The sequence below is a fragment of the Citrobacter sp. Cpo032 genome (assembly GCF_030332975.1).
GTDB classification, from domain to species: domain Bacteria; phylum Pseudomonadota; class Gammaproteobacteria; order Enterobacterales; family Enterobacteriaceae; genus Citrobacter; species Citrobacter portucalensis.
The window spans coordinates 65,355-84,019 of the sequence record NZ_JAOWGU010000044.1; the positions used below are offsets into that span (position 1 = coordinate 65,355).

The window sequence follows — 18,665 nt, forward strand, 5'->3', positions numbered from 1 at the left end:
ATCATAGGGTGTATGCTATGACCAGTGGAGGTCATACAACGTATGGATATAACGCATTATGTTGCGCAGTACGGCTATGCTGCGTTAATCATCGGCAGCCTGGCGGAAGGTGAAACCATAACCCTGTTAGGCGGCGTCGTGGCGCATCAGGGAGTCCTGAAATTCCCGCTGGTGGTACTCTCGGTCGCACTAGGTGGGATGATTGGCGATCAGTTGCTCTATTTACTCGGACGTCGTTTTGGCGGCAAAATTCTGCGTCGTTTCTCGCGCCATCAGGCGAAAATTCATTATGCGCAGAAAATGATCCAACGACGTCCTTACCTGTTTGTGGTCGGTACGCGCTTTATGTACGGCTTTCGCGTTATTGGTCCCTTACTGATTGGCGCCAGTCACCTGCCGCCGAAGATCTTTTTACCGCTGAATATTCTTGGCGCGTTTGTCTGGGCATTGCTATTTACCACCCTTGGCTACGTCGGTGGTGAAGTGATTGCACCGTGGCTGCACAGCCTCGACCAGCATATCAAGCATGGCATCTGGCTGGTGCTGGTTATTGGGATAGTCGCGGGCGTTCGCTGGTGGATGAAACGCCGAAGCACGCGTAAAGCGCAATGAAGATGGCCCGCCAGCGGAACACCGGCGGGCCGAACAATCAGGATGCGTGATAACCGCCGCCCAGCGCGCTGGTCAACTGGATTGAGGCATCCAGCCACTGGCCTTGTAAAATCAGACCGTTGCACTGTTCACGTAATGCCGGGATCTTTGCCTCACTGACCCTGGAGCCCGCAATAATACCCGCATTAAAGCGCGCCTGCGCCAGCCCCACTACGCGCTGAGCGTCATGTTCAATCTGCTGCTGATGCTGATTTTTCTGCGCCAGTGTTTCTACCTGCGATGCCGCACGTGCCACGTCATTCACCGCATCCACCACAGCTTTGTTGTAATTCGCCACTGTCAGATTACTTTGCGCTTTCGTAATATCGAGATTCGCATTCAGTCTGCCACTGTCAAAGATAGGCAGCGTCAACCCGGCGGTTACGCCCATTTGCTGCGCGGAATGGCGGAACAGGTCACTCAGATGTAACGCATCCTGTTGTAAAAATGCCATCAGATTCACATCGGGATAAAACGCCGCTTTCGCCGCATCAATACTGCTCAGCGATGACTCAATGTACCAGTGTGCTGCCTGCAAATCTGGTCGACGGGCCAGCAGCGAATAACCTAGCTGGGACGGAAGCTGACTTTCAACCACGGGCAGTTTGGTCGAATGGAGCTTCAGGGCAACGGACTGCGAGTTGCTCAGCGCGCTTAGGCGCGCCTCAATCACCTTCATTTTACCGCTGACATCGTTCAGCTGCTGCTCTGTCTTGCTGGAATCGATATCGGTTTCGACGCCTTCCACCGAAGAAGTGAGGCCGTTTTGATACAGTTGATGATCGACGGTAATCACATTTTGCTGCTCGCTTTCGATTTGCGTCAGCACGGTTTTCAGCGCCGCCTGCGTCTGCCATTCCCAGTAAAGACGGGAGACACCGCTCGCCAGCAGCTGCCGGGTTTGCTCGCGCTCAGCCTCACGCGCCTTAACGGCTCCTATACGCGCAGTCACTTCGGCCCGATTCTTACCCCACAGATCCAGATTCCAGCCGGCGGTTAAACCAAAAGTACCGTTGGTGTACCACGGCCCTGTCGTCCCGGCGGCCGGATCGGTAATGGCAAACGGCCCCATCAGCCCTTCGGCTGACATTCTCTGACGCTCAACGTCTGCGGAGAAGTCAATCTCCGGGCCATCTTGTGCTTCCACGGCCTTAGCCTGCGCCTCCGCCAGTTGAATGCGCTGTTCCGCGACCTGCATATCAGGAGAATTTCGCAACGTGCTTTCAATCAACGCATTAAGCTGGGGGTCGTGATATGCCTTCCACCACTGGCTGTCCGGCCAGCCATTTTTTAACGCGGCAGGCAATGCGGTATCGACATTTGCGGCAGGCGTCTGCTGTGACAGAGACTGGCGGTCATCATGCATCGGCGCGCAGCCAGACATCAGAACAAAAAGCGGCAACAATGCCGTCGTGACAAACACAGAATTACGATTCATGGAGATATACAGGTAAGAAAAGATGTGCAGAGATTACGACTTGTCGCTGTTGCTTTTTTAGTTACGCGTGGCAATACATCTTTGGCAATAAAAATATATAATCAGCAAAATATACACCTAGTAAATAATATAGATTAAATAATTTTAATAATTAATGGATGGAGATGTTATGTCACAGAATATCTATGACAATCCTGAGTTCTTTGCCGGATATGCCACGCTGGATCGTTCAGTAAAGGGACTCGACGGCGCGCCAGAATGGCCGACAATACAAGCGATGCTCCCCTCTCTTCAAGGCAAAAATATTCTTGATTTGGGCTGTGGATATGGTTGGTTTTGCCGCTACGCGCGCGATAATCAGGCAGCCAGTGTAATGGGACTGGATATTTCACAAAAGATGTTAACCCAGGCACACAGTATGACGCAGGGTAATGGCATCGTTTATCAGCGTGAAGATCTCGAAACGCTAACCCTGTCCCCAAATTCTTTTGACCTGGTTTATAGCTCGCTTGCCCTGCACTATTTGCACGATATAGAACGATTATTCGTAACCATTTACCAGTCATTAACACCAGGCGGTATGTTAGTTTTCTCTGCCGAGCATCCAATTTATACCGCACCGCTTAATCAGGGTTGGATAAAAGATAAAACTGGGCAGCTGTCCTGGCCGGTTAATCATTATCAGCAGGAAGGTGAGCGCATCAGTAACTGGTTTGCTGAAGGCGTCAAAAAACAGCACCGTAAGCTGGCGACCTGGATTAATGCGCTGATTGCCGCCGGATTCGAGATCGTTTGTGTCGATGAATGGGGACCGTCCGCGCAACAGATTGCTGAAAACCCGGCTTTAGATGAAGAAAAAGAGCGGCCGATGGTGTTTCTGCTCAGCGCACGTAAACCTGCATAACAACGCCTCCAGGCAGAATGATTGATACTTTCCTATACTCAATCTGAACTTACCAAAAAAAGGAAAGTTAATGAAAATTCTGCTGTGGGTAATTCTGATTATTTTTCTGATTGGGCTATTGGTGGTAACAGGCGTGTTTAAGATGATTTTCTGATGTCGTCATTTCGCCCAGGCCTGATAGCAGAAATCTCAGGCTATTCTTCTCTCTGATGCCGGATGGCGGCGTAAACGCCTTATCCGGCCTACTGGAACTGAGATCAGGCAGTAATCTCGATAGCCTGAATCGCACGTGCGATATCCGGCGAATTATTTAACGCACGAATTTCCTGAAACAGTTCTGTTGCCTCTGAATATTCTTTGCGCAAATACCCTAACCACTGCTTAATCCGCGCTACATGATACAGCCCGGTGTCCCCCTGCTTTTCAAGGCGGGTATATTTTTGCAACAGCGTCACGACTTCAGGCCACGGCATACGCGGCTCGTTGTATTTCACCACGCGGCTCAGGTTCGGAATATTTAATGCGCCACGTCCGATCATCACCGCATCGCATCCGCTGATGGCCATACAATCCTGGGCGCTCTGCCAGTCCCAGATTTCACCATTCGCAATAACCGGTATGGTCAGCCGCTGGCGGATCTCGCCAATCGCCTGCCAGTTGATATGTTCCGCCTTGTAGCCCTGCTCTTTGGTTCGGCCATGCACCGCCAGTTCACTGGCACCAGCTTGCTGGACGGCATCGGCAATTTCAAACTGCCGGTCGCTGTTGTCCCAGCCCAGACGAACTTTCACCGTCACCGGAAGATGAGCCGGGACCGCCTCGCGCATAGCTTTTGCGCCCCGGTAGATAAGCTCAGGATCTTTCAATAATGTTGCGCCACCGCCGCTACCGTTCACCAGCTTCGATGGACAGCCACAGTTTAGATCGACACCGTACGAGCCCAGTTCTACCGCTCGTGCGGCATTCTCCGCCAGCCACTGCGGATACTGTCCTAACAGCTGAATGCGAACCAACGTGCCGGATGGCGTCCGGCTGTTGTTATGCAGTTCCGGGCAGAGTCGATGAAATACTTTTGCCGGCAGGAGCTGATCCACCACGCGCACAAACTCGGTGATGCACAGATCGTAATCATTCACTTCAGTCAGCAGCTCGCGCACCAGTGAGTCGAGCACGCCTTCCATCGGCGCCAGTAAAACACGCATATCGTCACCCGCAAAAAAAGAGGCGCTATGGTAGCGCCTCCGTTCGGGAGATTAAAGAGGCTCAGCGCGGCAACAGACAGTTATCTTCTTTCCAACCGTACAGCCATTCCATACCGCGATAAAACTCTGCCTGCGATTTGTCTTTCCACAGCAGATTACGTACCTGACGCTCGACGCCTGCGGCGTGGTAGACACGGCCCATTTCACGCGTTGACCAGACGATGCGTGCGGTACGCGGAATACGCACCGACTCATACAGCGCAAAGGCATCAGCCGCATCGCCACCACACTGCTGTAGCGCTTTACCGAGCGTTACCGCATCTTCCAACGCCATACAGGCACCCTGTGCCATATATTGCGCAACCGGGTGCGCGGCGTCTCCCACCAGCGTGATGCGGTCGGTTCCCCATTTTTCTACCGGCTCGCGGTCGGCAGTGGACCAGCGCCGCCATGATGTCGGTTTATCCAGCATCTGGCGCGGGCGCGGATGGATACCCGCAAAATAGGAGAGCACTTCCTCTTTGCTGCCATCCTTCACGCCCCACTCTTCCTGCTGACGACTGTGGAAGGTCACCACCAGGTTATATTGCTTACCGCCGCGCAGCGGATAGTGCACCAGGTGACAGTGTGGTCCGGCCCACAGAACCGGTGCGTTAATGCGTAAATCTTCTGGCATATCATCGCAATCAATCACGGCGCGATAGACCACGTGTCCGGTAACCCGTGGCGCATCGCCAATCAGAGACTGGCGGACAACCGACTTCACACCGTCACAGCCCACCAAAATATCTGCCGTCCAGCTGTTGCCGTGCTCATCAAATACCGTCACGTCATTCTCTGTCTGGCGGATATCAACCACGTTAGTTGAAGTGCGATACTCAACGTTAGGATGCACCAGCGCCGCTTCCCAAACGCTGGCGTGAATATCAACCCGATGGATAACCGCATAAGGACCGCCAAAGTGATCGCGGAACGCCTGGCCGGTTTCAATGCGGACCACCTCTTTCGCATTTACCGCATCCATCATCGTGATGTGGTCGGTAAAAACGGCACGCTTACGGGCGACTTCTCCCACGCCAAGGCTGTCCAGAGCAGAGAATGCATTCGGCCCGAGCTGAATACCCGCGCCAATTTCACCAATCTCGTGCGCTTTCTCCAGCAACATCACTTTAATGCCCTGACGGGCCAGCGATAGCGCGGTCGCCGCGCCGCCAATCCCGCCACCCACGATAATTGCGCGTGTCACTTTAGCCATTGTCGTTCTCCTTATCAGGCTGGAATTTTATCTTGTTGATTCTCGGGCGCGGCTGCGATAAACGCCGGAAGCTGAGTACAGGCATCATATACCGCCTTACAGCGCGGATATCCGCTCAGATCGCAGCCCATACGTAACGCGTTCGCCCACTGTGGGATCAGACAGCAATCCGCCAGCGTTGGCGCATCACCCACGCAGAACGTCCCCGAATGGCTCTGGCGCAGCATCTGTTCCACCGCGCTTAACCCTTGCTGGATCCAGTGTGCATACCAGCGTTTTTTATCTTCTTCACTGACCTTTAACTCTTCGCTCAGGTAGCGCAGTACCCGCATGTTATTCACCGGGTGGATATCACAGGCGATGGCATAGACAATTTCCAGCACCTTACTGCGCACCGGGAAGTCGGCAGGCAGCAGTGGCGTTTGCGGAAAGTGGCCATCCAGCCAGTCAATTATTGCCAGCGACTGCCCAAGTGATTCTCCGTCATCGGTCACCAGAGTCGGCACCAGTCCCACCGGGTTCATCCGTCGGTAGGCCAGTTCGTTCTGCTGACCGATGCGAATGTTGACGCCCACCGTCTGGTAATCCAGCCCCTTCAGCGCCAGCGCAATGCGCACCCGATATGACGCCGAGCTATTAAAGAAACTGTACAGCTTCATCATCCACCTCAGACAATCTTCACGGCGATGGGGGTTAAACCGTCTACGTTTCCGGTGATCACATCCCCTTTAACTACCGCCCCCACGCCTTCTGGGGTACCGGTGTAGATCAGATCGCCCGGCTGCAGTTCAAAGAAACCAGACAGATAGCTGATGGTTTCATTCACAGACCAGATGAGGTGGCGAATATCGCTACGCTGATGATCGTCGCCGTTGACCTGCAACCAGATTGGCGCATTGTTAACATCCACACTTTCGCTGGCTTTATGCAGCGGCGCGATGGGTGCGGAGAGATCAAACGCTTTGCCAATTTCCCACGGACGCCCCATCTGGCGCATCTCCATCTGCCGATCACGGCGAGTCATATCCAGACCGGTGGCATAGCCCCAGATATATTCGTGCGCTTTTTCCAGCGGAATATCACTGCCTTTTTTGCCAATCGCCACCACCAGCTCTATCTCATAGTGATAGTTATCGGTTTGCGATGGGTACGGCAGTTCGAGGATCTGACCAGCCGCCACCGGGACTACCGCATTGGCAGGTTTACAGAAAAAGAACGGCGGTTCGCGATCCGGATCAAAGCCCATTTCACGGGCATGTGCGGCATAGTTACGGCCCACACAGTAAACACGGCGCACAGGAAATTGTTCATCACAGCCAACAACCGGAACGGTAACAGGCGCTTGTGGTTCAAATACGTATTGCGTCATTTTCTCTCTCCCAAATTAATAGCGTGCTTCGCGGAACAACCCCAGTGCTTCCTGAACCGGTCTGTCCGAAAAACTGAATAAGACGGTATCTTCGTGGGTCTGGAACGACACGCCGTGCCAGGTCGGCACCACAAAGATATCTTTTGGCGAAAAGTTGAAGGTTTCGTTGCCGATGGTGACCTGCCCACTTCCTTCCACCACGTGGTAGATAGTGCTGTCGGTGGTACGCGCCATCCGTGAGGAAAAGCCCTGCGGCAACAGTTGCAGGAAGGTTCCCATCGAAGGCATGGGATAACCGCCGGTTACCGGGTTGACGTAACGCATCTTGTAACCGTCCCACTCATCGGCGTCGCCCATGCGGGTCAGGTCATGCAGTGCTTCACGGCTGCGATCGTAGCGATAGTTAAAAATCGGCGATGAGTTACCTTTCTGATGACGCAGCGGCAGCATATTGGCCGCGTAGCGCGGTAAGTAATCCCCTTCCTTGCGCGTGACCGGCTGCTGATCTTCCGGGTAGTCTTCCGCAAAGCCACAGCCCAGCAGGTTCACCAACGGCAGGTCCAGACCGTCCAGCCACACCACCGGTTCACTGCCCGGGTTGCCGTGATCGTGCCAGCGCCACTGCGGCGTCAGAATAAAATCGCCTTCATGCATTTGGGTGCGCTCACCGTCCACGGCGGTAAATGCGCCTTTCCCTTCGACAATAAAGCGCAGTGCAGACTGATTATGACGATGACTCGGCGCAACCTCGCCCGGCATAATTAACTGCAATCCCGCGTACAGCGTTGGGGTGATTGAAGACTGTCCACGCAGCATTGGGTTTTCCAGCACCAGCACGCGGCGAATCGCCTCTTTCGCGCCAATCAGATCGCCACTTTCCAGCAGCAGCGGGCGGATCTCCTGATAGTTCCAGTACGCAGGCGCGCAATGTGCGTTCGGTGTTGGCGGCACCAGGCGGTGCAGCGACTCCCACAGCGGGGTCAGATTCTGCCCGGAAATATGCTGGTAAAACTGCTGACGGCTGTTCTTAACGTCCTGATTCAGTTCAGACATAGGGATTCTCCTTATTCATTCACAACACCTGCGCGTGGCAGAGTATTTGAGGCAGAGGCCGACTGGCGGATAACAACCGTCAGCAGCGTAAGCATTACCGCGCTGATGGCCGCCGGGACGGCAATAATGAAAAACAGGTTATCGAATGAGAAATTCATCGCCATCATCACCCCGCCGGAAAGCGAGCCGACAATCGCGCCGCAGCGCCCCACTGCATTAGACCAGCTGACGCCCGTCGCCCGGCTTTGTGTCGGATAAAGCGTAGCGGTTAACGCATTAAGACCAACCTGAGAACCGCTGATGCCGATGCCGGTGCCAAAAATAGCCAGTGCCATCAGCCACAGACCGTTTTCGCTCAGGCCAATCATGACGATGCACACTGCGCCCAGCGCATAACTCACGGCCAGCACGCGGAAAGGGTCATATTTGTCCATCAGCACACCCAGCGCCAGTGCCCCCAGCGTTCCTCCAATCTGGAAGGCGGCAGTTACCCAGGAGGCATGCTGCAGATCAATTCCACGATGGTTAAGCAGCGTTGGCATCCAGCTGGAGAGCAGATAAATAATCAGCAGGCTCATAAAGAACACTACCCATAGCATCAGAGTAATAGGCAGCTGTCGCCCAACGAACAGCTGGCGAATGCTGCCTTTAGCTATCGCGGCACCTTCGTTGAGATAAAAATGGGTATTGTCATAACGTTCCCGGGTGATGGCGCTAACGGTTCTGGCAATCACGTTTTGCGGCAACTGACGACGAACCTGCCAGCGCGGGGATTCCGGTAGCGCAAACAGCAGAGCAACAAACAGCATTAGCGGTAGAACGCCTCCCAGCACCAGAATGCCGTGCCAACCAATCACCGGCACCAGCTGTGCGCTGACGATACCGCCCATTGCCGATCCCAGAGTAAAGCCACAGAACATCATGGTGACCAGTGCACCACGCCGACGCGCGGGCAGGTATTCCGAGGTCATAGTAATGGTATTCGGCATCGCGCCGCCCAGCCCTAAGCCGGTAAGAAAGCGCAAAATAACCAGCGTTTGCAGATCGGGTGAAAAAGCCGAGAGCAGGCTCAGTGCACCGAACAGCGCCACGCAGAGTTCTATCACCCGTTTGCGGCCAAAACGGTCGGACAGTGGGCCACAGAGCAGCGCGCCAGCGGTCAGCCCCAGCAGACCTGCACCAAACAGCGGTGCCAGATCGCCAGCAGTCAGCTGCCAGTGAGTGCGAATATCGGGTGCGATAAAACCAATCGCCGCGGTATCAAATCCGTCGAGCATGACAACCAGAAAACAGCAGATGATAACGCGCCACTGGGTCTTACCGACGGGGGCGGAATCGATCAGTGCTTGTAGATCACGTTGTTGAGTCATAGTGAATGCCTCAGTGCAGGTAGAGTAGATTTCTGTTTTGTTTTAGGTATGTTGCGACTTTGTATGTTTGGAGATGAAATGTACAATGGCTTTTCATGCAGAGGCATAACCTGGAGGTTATAGCAAATGGCAAACTGGGCGCAGAAACTGAAGTTGCAACACCTGCAAACGCTTATCGCGCTGGGCGAACAGGGAAATCTGACGCACGTCGCCCGGATGATGAATATCACCCAGCCCGCATTGTCGAAATGGTTATCACAGCTCGAAGATGAGATTGGCATCACGCTCTTTGAACGTCACAGTAAAGGCTTGCGCCCTTCCGAAGGCGGCAAGTTGCTACTGCAACATGCCCAACGCCTGATCAATGATATGGAGCGTTCGCAGTATGAAATCGCCCGTTTTAAGCAAGGCGGACTTGTAGGGAGTCTGAAGATTGGCTGCTCGCCGGTAGCGACCGACTGTGTTTCACAGGCAATACTGGGTTTGCTCACAGAACTGCCAACCCTGCATCTAAATATTGAAGAGAAAGTGATGACCCCGCTGCTGCACGATCTGCTCGCGGGTTCGGTGGATGTCGTCGTCGGTCGGGTCGGCGGTCGGGCGCTTCAGTTGCCGCTCAATTATCAAGTGCTGTATACCGAGCCGGTCTGTTTCGTCGCCCGCCCCGATCATCCCTTGGCAAAATATCCCCTGCTCACCTGGCACGATCTGGCTAACTGGCGCTGGATTGTCTGGCCGACAGGAACCCCTATCCGGATAAGCATTGATAACGCGCTGGTTGATAACGGCGTAATGTTGCCGGAAAACATCATTGAATCGGCATCAATCAACGTCAGTACCAACCTGCTGCAAAGTAGCGACATGATCTCTATTCTTTCTCTACGGCTGGCACAACGGTATGCCGCCCAGGGACAACTGGCTATCCTGAATCTGCCGAAGATTGAACAAAAAGGCAGCGTCGGCGTATTCTGGCGCAACAACGAAACGCCTACTACCGCCCTGAATCGTTTTCTGTACTACCTGGCACAAGTTTAGCGCGGAGAGTTAGGGCCATCGCCCGATGTTCCAGATATCTATTTCCTCTATGCTTAGAATTCATGATGTGATCGGTAGCACGTTTTTAAGTTTAATTGTATGATGAATCAGTCTCGTCAAGGGTTTCAACTATGAGCAAAGCACTGAACGTTATCTGGCAATATTTGCGCGCATTCGTCCTGATTTATGCCTGCCTCTATGCAGGTATTTTTCTTGCATCGCTACTCCCCATCACCATTCCGGGCAGCATTATCGGCATGCTGATTCTGTTTGTCTTACTGGCTTTGCAGGTGTTACCGGCAAAATGGGTTAACACCGGCTGCTACGTGCTGATTCGCTATATGGCCCTGTTGTTTGTCCCGATTGGCGTGGGGATCATGCAGTACTTTGACCTGCTGCGCGCGCAATTTGGTCCGGTGGTGGTGTCTTGTACCATCAGTACGCTGGTCGTTTTCCTGGTGGTGAGTTGGAGCTCGCACATTGTGCACGGTGAGCGCAAAATCGTTGGGCAAAAAGAGGCTAAAGCAAAAAAATGATGTCGTATATCTGGTGGTCGTTACCTCTTACGCTGGCGGTATTTTTTGGCGCACGTAAGCTGGCAGCTCGCTTTAAAATGCCTTTGCTGAATCCGCTGCTTGTTGCCATGGTGGTGATCATTCCCATTCTGCTGCTGACCGGTATTCCCTACGATCACTATTTCAAAGGCAGCGAAGTGCTGAACGATTTGCTGCAACCCGCCGTGGTCGCGCTGGCCTATCCGTTATACGAACAGTTGCACCAGATTCGCGCCCGCTGGAAATCAATCATTGCTATCTGTTTTGCCGGGAGCGTTGTGGCGATGGTAACAGGTACAACAATCGCCTTGTTGATGGGCGCATCACCGCAAATTGCCGCGTCTATTATGCCAAAATCGGTCACTACACCTATCGCTATGGCGGTGGGTGGCAGTATTGGCGGCATTCCGGCGATCAGCGCCGTATGCGTCATCTTTGTCGGTATCCTGGGGGCAGTGTTTGGTCATACGTTGCTTAATGCGATGCGTATCCGCACTAAGGCCGCACGTGGGTTGGCAATGGGCACCGCGTCGCACGCCCTGGGCACCGCACGCTGTGCGGAACTGGACTATCAGGAAGGTGCGTTTAGCTCACTGGCGCTGGTCATCTGCGGCATTATTACCTCGCTGGTAGCCCCGTTCCTGTTCCCGATTATTCTGGCAGTGGTGGGTTAATCTTCATTTTTTAGCTATTTATTTGCGATGCGTTGCACATTTTTCATTTAAGTTTCATAAGTTGCACACACAATGAGATTTGGATCACATATAAAGCCATAACAGGCCCGTAAACTACGATTCCATTACATTGTTATGAGGCATCGCCATGCATCCACGTTTTCAAACTGCTTTTGCCCAACTCGCGGATAACTTGCAATCAGCCCTGGCCCCTGTTCTGGCGGATGCACATTTCCCCGCCATGCTGACTGCTGAGCAGGTCTCTTTGCTGAAACGCGAATCGGGACTGGACGAAGACGCGCTGGCATTCGCTCTGCTGCCGCTGGCTGCGGCCTGCGCACGTACTCCGCTGTCCAACTTCAACGTTGGGGCAATTTCTCGCGGCATCAGCGGCAACTGGTACTTCGGTGGGAACATGGAGTTCCTGGGCGCGACCATGCAGCAAACTGTTCATGCCGAGCAAAGCGCTATCAGCCACGCCTGGCTGCGCGGTGAAAAAGGGCTCGCCGCCATCACCGTCAACTACACGCCGTGCGGCCACTGTCGACAGTTTATGAACGAACTGAACAGCGGACTGGATTTACGGATTCATCTGCCGGGACGTGCGCCACACATGCTGCGTGATTACCTGCCAGATGCCTTCGGCCCGAAAGATCTGGAGATTAAAACGCTGCTGATGGACGAGCAGGATCACGGCTTCGCGCTGCAGGGCGATGCGTTGACCCAAGCGGCAATCACTGCTGCCAACAGATGTCATATGCCGTACAGCAAATCCCCAAGCGGCGTGGCGCTGGAGTGTAAAGATGGCCGTATTTTTAGCGGCAGCTATGCTGAAAATGCCGCCTTTAACCCGACCCTGCCACCGCTGCAGGGCGCGTTAAACCTGTTGAATCTGAACGGTTATGATTATCCAGATATCCAACGCGCCGTGCTGGCTGAAAAAGCCGACGCGCCGTTGATTCAGTGGGATGCGACCTTCGCCACGCTGAAAGCACTGGGCTGCAATAATATTGAGCGCGTTCTCCTGGGTTAATCGACTCAATAACGCCAGTTCGTAGGCCGGATAAGGTGTTTACACCGCCATCCGGCACTATGCAGAATGCCTAAAATCCCCTCAATCAGACTGCTGTTTCTTGCGCTACGTCTTCCGGTACAGTAGCCTGATTGAAATTCCATCCAAATAACGAGTTTTCTGCATGTTAAAGCGCGTGTTTTACAGCCTGTTAGTCCTGCTAGGCTTGCTGCTTTTGACTGTGCTTGGACTCGATCGCTGGATGAGCTGGAAGACGGCTCCCTACATTTACGACGAACTGCAGGATTTGCCCTACCGCCAGGTCGGTGTGGTTCTGGGCACGGCGAAGTATTACCGCACCGGCGTCATCAATCAGTATTACCGCTACCGTATTCAGGGCGCATTGAACGCCTATAACAGCGGGAAGGTAAACTATCTGCTGTTAAGCGGCGACAATGCCCAGCAAAGCTATAACGAACCCATGACGATGCGTAAGGATCTGATTGCCGCAGGCGTCGATCCCGCTGACATCGTGCTTGATTACGCCGGGTTTCGGACGCTTGACTCCATCGTGCGTACCCGCAAGGTGTTCGATACCAACGATTTCATCATTATTACTCAACGATTCCACTGTGAGCGCGCCTTGTTTATTGCGCTGCATATGGGTATCCAGGCCCAGTGCTACGCCGTACCTTCGCCAAAAGATATGCTCACCGTGCGGGTTCGTGAATTTGGCGCGCGTTTTGGCGCACTCGCCGATCTCTACATTTTCAAACGTGAGCCCCGTTTTTTAGGTCCACTGGTGCCCATCCCTACCATGCATCAGGTACCGGACGATGCGCAGGGGTATCCGGCGGTCACGCCTGAACAATTACTCGAATTACAAAAGAAACAAGGAAAATAAGCATGGAAGGAAAAACGATCTTTATCGTTATTGGCGTACTGATGATTGTTCTCTGGACGTGCAGAGAAGGCCTGAAGGGACTGCGTTCCGGTATCGTCGAGAAAACAGTGAAAGGTTCGCAGACGCCAATGATCATTTCTCGCGCTAAAGAACCCAGCACTTACTGGAGCTATATCATCGTTTATTTCGGTATGGCCATTGGTGCACTGTTCACTGGTATCTGGTTACTCTTTATCAAATAAAAAAACCGATGCAGAACGCCTCTGCACCGGTTTTATTTTTCTCTTCCCAGATTACTTCTTACGCGCGTACTTCAGTGAGTCCAGCGCGACCGCGAAGATAATAATGCCGCCCTTGATAATATACTGCCAGTATGGGTTCACGCCGATGTAGGTCAAACCGTAGTTGATGACGGTGAAGATAATCACACCGGTCACTACGCCAAACACGGTACCTACCCCGCCGCTGAACGACACGCCGCCAACCACGCACGCCGCAATCGCATCCAGCTCATACATAAAGCCGAGGTTGTTGGTCGCTGAGCCGATACGTCCGGCTTCCAGCAAACCACCGAAGGCATAGAATACGCCAGACAACGCATAGATAATCAGCAGGTTCAGCGCAACGTTTACACCGGACACTTTCGCAGCTTCCGGGTTTCCGCCGATGGCGAAAATGTTTTTACCGAAGCGAGTCTTGTTCCACAGCACCCACACAAAGGCCACCGCAATCAGCGCATAGAAAGTGATGTAGGAGAGTCGGAAACTGCCCAGTGCAATAAAGCCCTGCGCAAAGGTTGAGAATCCGCTGTCAAAGCCAGAAATTGGCGATGCGCCGACGAAGTCGTAGTACAGGGAGTTGATCCCGTAAACGATAATCATCGTACCCAGTGTGGTAATAAACGGCGTTACGTTCAGATAAGCAATGATAATACCGTTCACCAGACCGATAATGGCGCCAATCACGCAAACAATCAGCACCACTACAATGATCGGCATCGTCGCCATTTCCGGGAACACCTTGTTGGCATTCTCCATAGACTGCAACAGAGTTGCCGCCACCACTGCCGCCAGGCCAACCTGACGCCCCGCCGACAGGTCGGTCCCTTGGGTAACAATCAGTCCAGCCACACCCAATGCGATAATAATACGCACCGAGGATTGCGTGAGAATATTACTCAGGTTCAGTAAGCTTAAGAAAGTGGGATCCTGGAAAATAATAATCGCCAGCAAAACCAAAAGAACAACGTAAATTCCGCCTTCTTTCAGGTAAGTAAGAAAACTTTTCTTATTTAACGCACTCATGAGGAGCCCCTAATCTTAAAGGTGCAAAGACGCAAGACGGAGGATTTCGTTTTGCGTTGTTGTTTTAGTGTCAACAATTCCAGCAACGAGACCATTGCTCATCACCAGAATACGATCGGTAATACCCAGCAGCTCCGGCATTTCAGAGGAAATAATAATAATCCCCTTATCCTTTTTCGCGAGTTCGGCAATCAACTGATAAATTTCAAATTTCGCGCCAACATCGATTCCACGCGTCGGTTCATCCAGCATCAGAATTTCTGGCTGCGTTAATAACCAACGACCAATAACCACTTTTTGCTGATTACCACCAGAAAGTGAACCGATTTGCGTACGATGACCCGGTGTTTTTACCCTCATGGAGTCAATTACCCACTGGGTATCACTCTTCATGCGGGAATTATCCAACAGACCAACTTTGTTTTTATAGTTTTGGATATTGGAAATTAACGAGTTAAAACCAATGTCCAGATACGCATAAATACCGGTTGAACGGCGCTCTTCCGTGACCAGTGCAAAACCATGGTTGATGGCTTCATTTGCACTGTGGTTATTAATTTTTTTGCCGTGTAGCGTAATCGTACCTGATGATTTCTCACGAATACCAAAAAGCGTTTCAACGATATCCGTGCGTTTTGCGCCTACCAGACCTGCAATCCCAAGAATCTCCCCTTTGTGCAAATCAAACGAGATATCACGAATCGACGGCTGGCGCAGCGAGGTCAGGTTACGCACTTGCAGAATGACTTCACCAGGTTTGTTTTCTTTATCCGGAAAACGTTGGTTCAGTGAACGTCCGACCATCATGGCGATGATCTTATCCATATCCAGCCCTTCCAGCGGCTGGGTCGCAATCCACTGGCCATCGCGCAGAACGGTAATTTCATCGCACAGCTGGAAGATTTCTTCCATTTTGTGAGAGATATAAACAATACCGCATCCACGCTCTTTCAGCTTACGGATGATGGTGAACAGATGGTTAACTTCTTTTTCAGTTAACGATGAAGTTGGCTCATCCATGATGACGATTTTGGCGTCATAGGAGAATGCTTTCGCAATTTCAATCATCTGCATTTGTGAAACAGATAATGTGCCGACACGCGCACGCGGATCGATATCAATATCCAGTTCATCAAATATCGCTTTGGTATCACGGTACATTTTTTCCTGATCGACAAACATGCCCTTGGTGGGATAGCGTCCCAGCCACATGTTGTCCATTACAGAACGTTGTAATACCAGGTTTAATTCCTGGTGTACCATCGAAATACCATTTTCAAGCGCTTCTTTCGCAGAATGAAAATCGATTTCTTTACCCTGAAATAAAATACTGCCGGAATCTTTTTGATAGATGCCGAAAAGACATTTCAATAATGTTGATTTCCCCGCGCCATTCTCTCCCATTAGGGCGTGAATAGAATGCGGGCGGACTTTTAAATTGACATTATCAAGCGCCTTAACGCCGGGGAAGGACTTGTTGATGCCGGTCATTTCCAACAAGTATTCGCCTGACGACTGAGTATGTGTGCTGACCATAATTATACCTTGTTGGCCTTGCAGAGTGCGTTATTAAGGGCGCAATGAAATTGCGCCCACATACGGAGTATTTATTTGTTGGTGAACTCTGCCAGATTATCTTTATCGACACCTACGTACGGAACGCGAACAATCTTGTTCTCAATTTTCCAGTTAGTGCCATCTGCCGCACCTTTGCCGTCAGCCAGGTTTTTCGCCAGATCGAAGGTGGCTTTCGCCTGGTTGTTGGCATCGTTCAGGACGGTACCGGCCATTGCGCCAGATTTCACCAGAGCCAGCGCTTCTGGCAGCGCATCCACACCAAATACTGGTACGCTGGTTTTGTTGTGCGCTTTCAGCGCTTCAACTGCACCCATTGCCATCGCATCGTTGTTAGCGATAACCACTTCAATTTTGTTCGCGTTTGGACCAGACATCCACGCATCCATCTTATCTTTCGCCTGAGCGGTATCCCACATTGCAGTATCTAACTGCAGCTGCTCAGTTTTAATGCCTTTGTCGTTCAGCTCTTTAATCACGTAAGTGGTACGTGCTTCAGCATCCGGGTGTCCCGGTTCGCCTTTCAGCAGAACAAACTGAATTTTGCCGTCTTTGTTCAGATCCCAGTTCGGGTTAGCTGCCCAGTGTTTGGCAATCAAATCACCCTGAATAATGCCGGACTCTTTAGAGTCGGTACCGACGTAATACGCTTTGTCATAGCTGTCCAGCGCTTTACGAGAAGGTTCTTTGTTGAAGAATACGATCGGTACGTTCTGTCCGCGTGCTTTTTCAATGACCGTGCCAGCAGCTGCCGGGTCAACCAGGTTAATCGCCAGTGCTTTAACGCCTTTTGCCAGCAGCACGTCGATCTGATCGTTTTGTTTGGACTGGTCGTTCTGCGAGTCGTTCATCAGCAGCTGTACATCTGGTGCCGCTTTGGCATCTTTTTCAATAGCCTTACGTACTACAGACATAAAGTTATCGTCATACTTATAGATAGTCACACCAATGCGGGTATCAGCAGCGTGCGCAGCCGCGCCGAATAACATGCTTGCCATTACAGCAGACAGGGTCAACACCTTCTTATTCATGGTATCTCCGGTTTTATTATGCAGGGTAGTACTTGAGATAAATGCTCGGCAGGCAGAACGTTACTGAAGTGTTACTGAACGCCGAAGCTCACTTTTAAAAAATATTTCTTCCGTGTCTGGCAACGCTCCAAAAACAGGCTTTAATTTTTGTTTAAGGCACCTATACCTCGATGAAAGTGATTATTCACCGTTACATAGTAGTTACAGCGCAACAAACAGTGTCATCATAGCTATCGCATTGTTAATATACTGTGAATTTACTCACATATTGAAAGCGGTTACATCGCGCAACGTTATGAGTTAGTGATCGGTGCCGCATTCTGCCGCAGCGCTACTGAATGGCGACGCACCAGCGTTGGCATAAAACAATGCGACGCCTGCGGATCCAACGTGCCAGCCGCCCCCTGTAGCGCAAGCTCCGTCGCCATTTTTGCCATTGAAGCAATGGGATAGCGCACAGTGGTTAGCTGCGGATCGGTGTAACGCGCGATGGGAATATCATCGAAGCCAATGATAGAAAGGTGTAATGGAATAGCGATGCCGTTATCTTTTAGCGCGGTCAGCGCACCGGCTGCCATATTGTCGTTATAAGCGAAGACCGCCGTCAGTTGTAAGTTACGCCCCAGCAGTTCCACCATCGCGGACTCTCCGCCCTGCATATCGGGCGAACCGGTGCCGACCCAGCTTTCTGCCGCAACAATCCCCTGCTCTTTCAGAGCAGTTAACCACCCTTCTTTGCGCATGGCGTCATCTTCAATGCGGTGGCTTGATGCCAGATAACCGATGCGTTGATGACCATTATTTAGCAGCATTCGGGTAGCCATTTTGGCACCGCTGATGTTATCCAGGCAGACGCAACGGTGGGCGTAGCCAGGAACAAGGCGGTTGATCAGTACCATGCCGGGGATTTGATCCATAAACTCGGCCAGTTCCCGATCGCTCAGCGCTTTAGAGTGTACAATCAGCGCGTTACAGCGTTGGCGAATCAACACCTCAATGGCATGACGTTCTTTTTCCGCCTCATGGTAGCTGTTGCCAATCAGGACATACTTCTGATGCTGCTGGGCAACCATATCCACGGCTTTTACCAGCGCGCCAAAAAACGCATCTGATACATCCATGACGACAACACCAATCGTGTCGCTTACCTGCGTCGCCAGTGCTTGTGCGTTGGCATTAGGTCGATAGCCAAGCTGAGTGACTGCTTTCATTACCGCTTCACGCGTATCGGGACTCACCAGCGCACTGTTGTTCAGTACGCGGGAAACGGTCGCTACAGAAACGCCAGACTGCCGTGCCACATCACGAATGGTTACCATATTCACTGCCCTGTT

General features: G+C 52.1%; 20 protein-coding genes. 9 read left to right on the forward strand and 11 right to left on the reverse strand.

Annotated features, from left to right (window positions below):
* The first annotated feature begins 42 nt into the window (after positions 1–42).
* Positions 43–612, forward strand: coding sequence for a DedA family protein (locus tag OGY33_RS11505; RefSeq protein ID WP_003834476.1), 570 nt, complete (start codon positions 43–45; stop codon positions 610–612).
* Between the two features lie 37 nt (positions 613–649).
* Here the strand turns inward: OGY33_RS11505 and mdtQ are convergent, their stop codons facing one another.
* Positions 650–2,089 carry a multidrug resistance outer membrane protein MdtQ gene (gene mdtQ / locus OGY33_RS11510; protein WP_191238296.1) on the reverse strand — a complete coding sequence of 480 codons (1,440 nt, stop codon included), beginning with the start codon at positions 2,087–2,089 and terminating at the stop codon, positions 650–652.
* 169 nt (positions 2,090–2,258) lie between these two features.
* Between mdtQ and OGY33_RS11515 the strand changes: the two genes are divergently transcribed.
* Both OGY33_RS11515 and yohP read left to right on the forward strand, forming a co-directional pair.
* Positions 2,259–2,993 carry a class I SAM-dependent methyltransferase gene (locus OGY33_RS11515; protein ID WP_048224585.1) on the forward strand — a complete coding sequence of 245 codons (735 nt, stop codon included), beginning with the start codon at positions 2,259–2,261 and terminating at the stop codon, positions 2,991–2,993.
* Between the two features lie 70 nt (positions 2,994–3,063).
* Positions 3,064–3,147, forward strand: a complete 84-nt coding sequence (gene yohP / locus OGY33_RS24580) for a small membrane protein YohP (protein ID WP_015572324.1) — start codon at positions 3,064–3,066, stop codon at positions 3,145–3,147.
* 103 nt (positions 3,148–3,250) lie between these two features.
* Here yohP and dusC read toward each other — a convergent pair whose 3' ends face one another.
* The 6 genes from dusC to mhbT form a co-directional block, all read right to left on the reverse strand.
* A complete protein-coding gene (gene dusC, locus OGY33_RS11520) occupies positions 3,251–4,195 on the reverse strand; it encodes a tRNA dihydrouridine(16) synthase DusC (protein ID WP_003834483.1) in 945 nt (314 codons plus the stop codon).
* 61 nt (positions 4,196–4,256) lie between these two features.
* On the reverse strand, positions 4,257–5,450 hold the full coding sequence (locus OGY33_RS11525) for a 3-hydroxybenzoate 6-monooxygenase (protein WP_103014206.1): 1,194 nt from the start codon (positions 5,448–5,450) through the stop codon (positions 4,257–4,259).
* Positions 5,451–5,464: 14 nt separating this feature from the next.
* On the reverse strand, positions 5,465–6,109 hold the full coding sequence (gene maiA, locus OGY33_RS11530; protein ID WP_103014205.1) for a maleylacetoacetate isomerase: 645 nt from the start codon (positions 6,107–6,109) through the stop codon (positions 5,465–5,467).
* An 8-nt stretch (positions 6,110–6,117) separates the two neighbouring features.
* The gene (locus OGY33_RS11535) at positions 6,118–6,819 is read right to left on the reverse strand and encodes a fumarylacetoacetate hydrolase family protein (protein WP_191238295.1); all 702 of its coding nucleotides are present in this window, start codon (positions 6,817–6,819) and stop codon (positions 6,118–6,120) included.
* Positions 6,820–6,834: 15 nt separating this feature from the next.
* The gene (gene gtdA, locus OGY33_RS11540) at positions 6,835–7,872 is read right to left on the reverse strand and encodes a gentisate 1,2-dioxygenase (protein ID WP_048234914.1); all 1,038 of its coding nucleotides are present in this window, start codon (positions 7,870–7,872) and stop codon (positions 6,835–6,837) included.
* Between the two features lie 11 nt (positions 7,873–7,883).
* The gene (gene mhbT / locus OGY33_RS11545; RefSeq protein WP_191238294.1) at positions 7,884–9,242 is read right to left on the reverse strand and encodes a 3-hydroxybenzoate transporter MhbT; all 1,359 of its coding nucleotides are present in this window, start codon (positions 9,240–9,242) and stop codon (positions 7,884–7,886) included.
* A gap of 126 nt (positions 9,243–9,368) precedes the next feature.
* Here mhbT and OGY33_RS11550 point away from each other — a divergent pair, with 126 nt between their 5' ends.
* The 6 genes from OGY33_RS11550 to OGY33_RS11575 all read left to right on the forward strand — a co-directional run bounded on the left by OGY33_RS11550 (position 9,369) and on the right by OGY33_RS11575 (position 13,663).
* Positions 9,369–10,277 (forward strand): LysR substrate-binding domain-containing protein, encoded by a 909-nt coding sequence (locus OGY33_RS11550; RefSeq protein WP_008785262.1) that lies wholly within the window; start codon positions 9,369–9,371, stop codon positions 10,275–10,277.
* A gap of 131 nt (positions 10,278–10,408) precedes the next feature.
* Positions 10,409–10,813, forward strand: a complete 405-nt coding sequence (locus tag OGY33_RS11555) for a CidA/LrgA family protein (RefSeq protein WP_191238293.1) — start codon at positions 10,409–10,411, stop codon at positions 10,811–10,813.
* Entirely contained in the window at positions 10,810–11,505 is a 696-nt protein-coding gene (locus tag OGY33_RS11560) for a CidB/LrgB family autolysis modulator (RefSeq protein WP_003027380.1), read from the forward strand. The genes OGY33_RS11555 and OGY33_RS11560 overlap by 4 nt, the downstream gene beginning before the upstream one ends.
* A gap of 148 nt (positions 11,506–11,653) precedes the next feature.
* Entirely contained in the window at positions 11,654–12,538 is an 885-nt protein-coding gene (cdd, locus tag OGY33_RS11565) for a cytidine deaminase (RefSeq protein WP_149608286.1), read from the forward strand.
* Positions 12,539–12,701: 163 nt separating this feature from the next.
* The gene (gene sanA / locus OGY33_RS11570; RefSeq protein WP_003027383.1) at positions 12,702–13,421 is read left to right on the forward strand and encodes an outer membrane permeability protein SanA; all 720 of its coding nucleotides are present in this window, start codon (positions 12,702–12,704) and stop codon (positions 13,419–13,421) included.
* 2 nt (positions 13,422–13,423) lie between these two features.
* Positions 13,424–13,663 (forward strand): DUF2542 family protein, encoded by a 240-nt coding sequence (locus OGY33_RS11575; protein WP_003834502.1) that lies wholly within the window; start codon positions 13,424–13,426, stop codon positions 13,661–13,663.
* 51 nt (positions 13,664–13,714) lie between these two features.
* On the opposite strand, the gene mglC is transcribed toward OGY33_RS11575, so the two are convergent.
* The 4 genes from mglC to galS all read right to left on the reverse strand — a co-directional run bounded on the left by mglC (position 13,715) and on the right by galS (position 18,650).
* Positions 13,715–14,725: a galactose/methyl galactoside ABC transporter permease MglC gene (gene mglC / locus OGY33_RS11580; RefSeq protein WP_003027393.1), complete on the reverse strand. Its 1,011-nt coding sequence runs from the start codon at positions 14,723–14,725 to the stop codon at positions 13,715–13,717.
* A 15-nt stretch (positions 14,726–14,740) separates the two neighbouring features.
* A complete protein-coding gene (gene mglA / locus OGY33_RS11585) occupies positions 14,741–16,261 on the reverse strand; it encodes a galactose/methyl galactoside ABC transporter ATP-binding protein MglA (RefSeq protein ID WP_003027396.1) in 1,521 nt (506 codons plus the stop codon).
* A gap of 71 nt (positions 16,262–16,332) precedes the next feature.
* Positions 16,333–17,331, reverse strand: a complete 999-nt coding sequence (mglB, locus tag OGY33_RS11590; RefSeq protein ID WP_003027399.1) for a galactose/glucose ABC transporter substrate-binding protein MglB — start codon at positions 17,329–17,331, stop codon at positions 16,333–16,335.
* Positions 17,332–17,624: 293 nt separating this feature from the next.
* Positions 17,625–18,650 carry an HTH-type transcriptional regulator GalS gene (gene galS, locus OGY33_RS11595; protein WP_032943995.1) on the reverse strand — a complete coding sequence of 342 codons (1,026 nt, stop codon included), beginning with the start codon at positions 18,648–18,650 and terminating at the stop codon, positions 17,625–17,627.
* Between the last annotated feature and the right edge of the window lie 15 nt (positions 18,651–18,665).

Coding starts and splice junctions, on each gene's coding strand:
- OGY33_RS11505 (WP_003834476.1), top strand. CDS start 43: ATGGATATAACGCATTATGTTGCGCAGTACGGCTATGCTGCGTTAATC.
- mdtQ (WP_191238296.1), bottom strand. CDS start 2,089: ATGAATCGTAATTCTGTGTTTGTCACGACGGCATTGTTGCCGCTTTTT.
- OGY33_RS11515 (WP_048224585.1), top strand. CDS start 2,259: ATGTCACAGAATATCTATGACAATCCTGAGTTCTTTGCCGGATATGCC.
- yohP (WP_015572324.1), top strand. CDS start 3,064: ATGAAAATTCTGCTGTGGGTAATTCTGATTATTTTTCTGATTGGGCTA.
- dusC (WP_003834483.1), bottom strand. CDS start 4,195: ATGCGTGTTTTACTGGCGCCGATGGAAGGCGTGCTCGACTCACTGGTG.
- OGY33_RS11525 (WP_103014206.1), bottom strand. CDS start 5,450: ATGGCTAAAGTGACACGCGCAATTATCGTGGGTGGCGGGATTGGCGGC.
- maiA (WP_103014205.1), bottom strand. CDS start 6,109: ATGAAGCTGTACAGTTTCTTTAATAGCTCGGCGTCATATCGGGTGCGC.
- OGY33_RS11535 (WP_191238295.1), bottom strand. CDS start 6,819: ATGACGCAATACGTATTTGAACCACAAGCGCCTGTTACCGTTCCGGTT.
- gtdA (WP_048234914.1), bottom strand. CDS start 7,872: ATGTCTGAACTGAATCAGGACGTTAAGAACAGCCGTCAGCAGTTTTAC.
- mhbT (WP_191238294.1), bottom strand. CDS start 9,242: ATGACTCAACAACGTGATCTACAAGCACTGATCGATTCCGCCCCCGTC.
- OGY33_RS11550 (WP_008785262.1), top strand. CDS start 9,369: ATGGCAAACTGGGCGCAGAAACTGAAGTTGCAACACCTGCAAACGCTT.
- OGY33_RS11555 (WP_191238293.1), top strand. CDS start 10,409: ATGAGCAAAGCACTGAACGTTATCTGGCAATATTTGCGCGCATTCGTC.
- OGY33_RS11560 (WP_003027380.1), top strand. CDS start 10,810: ATGATGTCGTATATCTGGTGGTCGTTACCTCTTACGCTGGCGGTATTT.
- cdd (WP_149608286.1), top strand. CDS start 11,654: ATGCATCCACGTTTTCAAACTGCTTTTGCCCAACTCGCGGATAACTTG.
- sanA (WP_003027383.1), top strand. CDS start 12,702: ATGTTAAAGCGCGTGTTTTACAGCCTGTTAGTCCTGCTAGGCTTGCTG.
- OGY33_RS11575 (WP_003834502.1), top strand. CDS start 13,424: ATGGAAGGAAAAACGATCTTTATCGTTATTGGCGTACTGATGATTGTT.
- mglC (WP_003027393.1), bottom strand. CDS start 14,725: ATGAGTGCGTTAAATAAGAAAAGTTTTCTTACTTACCTGAAAGAAGGC.
- mglA (WP_003027396.1), bottom strand. CDS start 16,261: ATGGTCAGCACACATACTCAGTCGTCAGGCGAATACTTGTTGGAAATG.
- mglB (WP_003027399.1), bottom strand. CDS start 17,331: ATGAATAAGAAGGTGTTGACCCTGTCTGCTGTAATGGCAAGCATGTTA.
- galS (WP_032943995.1), bottom strand. CDS start 18,650: ATGGTAACCATTCGTGATGTGGCACGGCAGTCTGGCGTTTCTGTAGCG.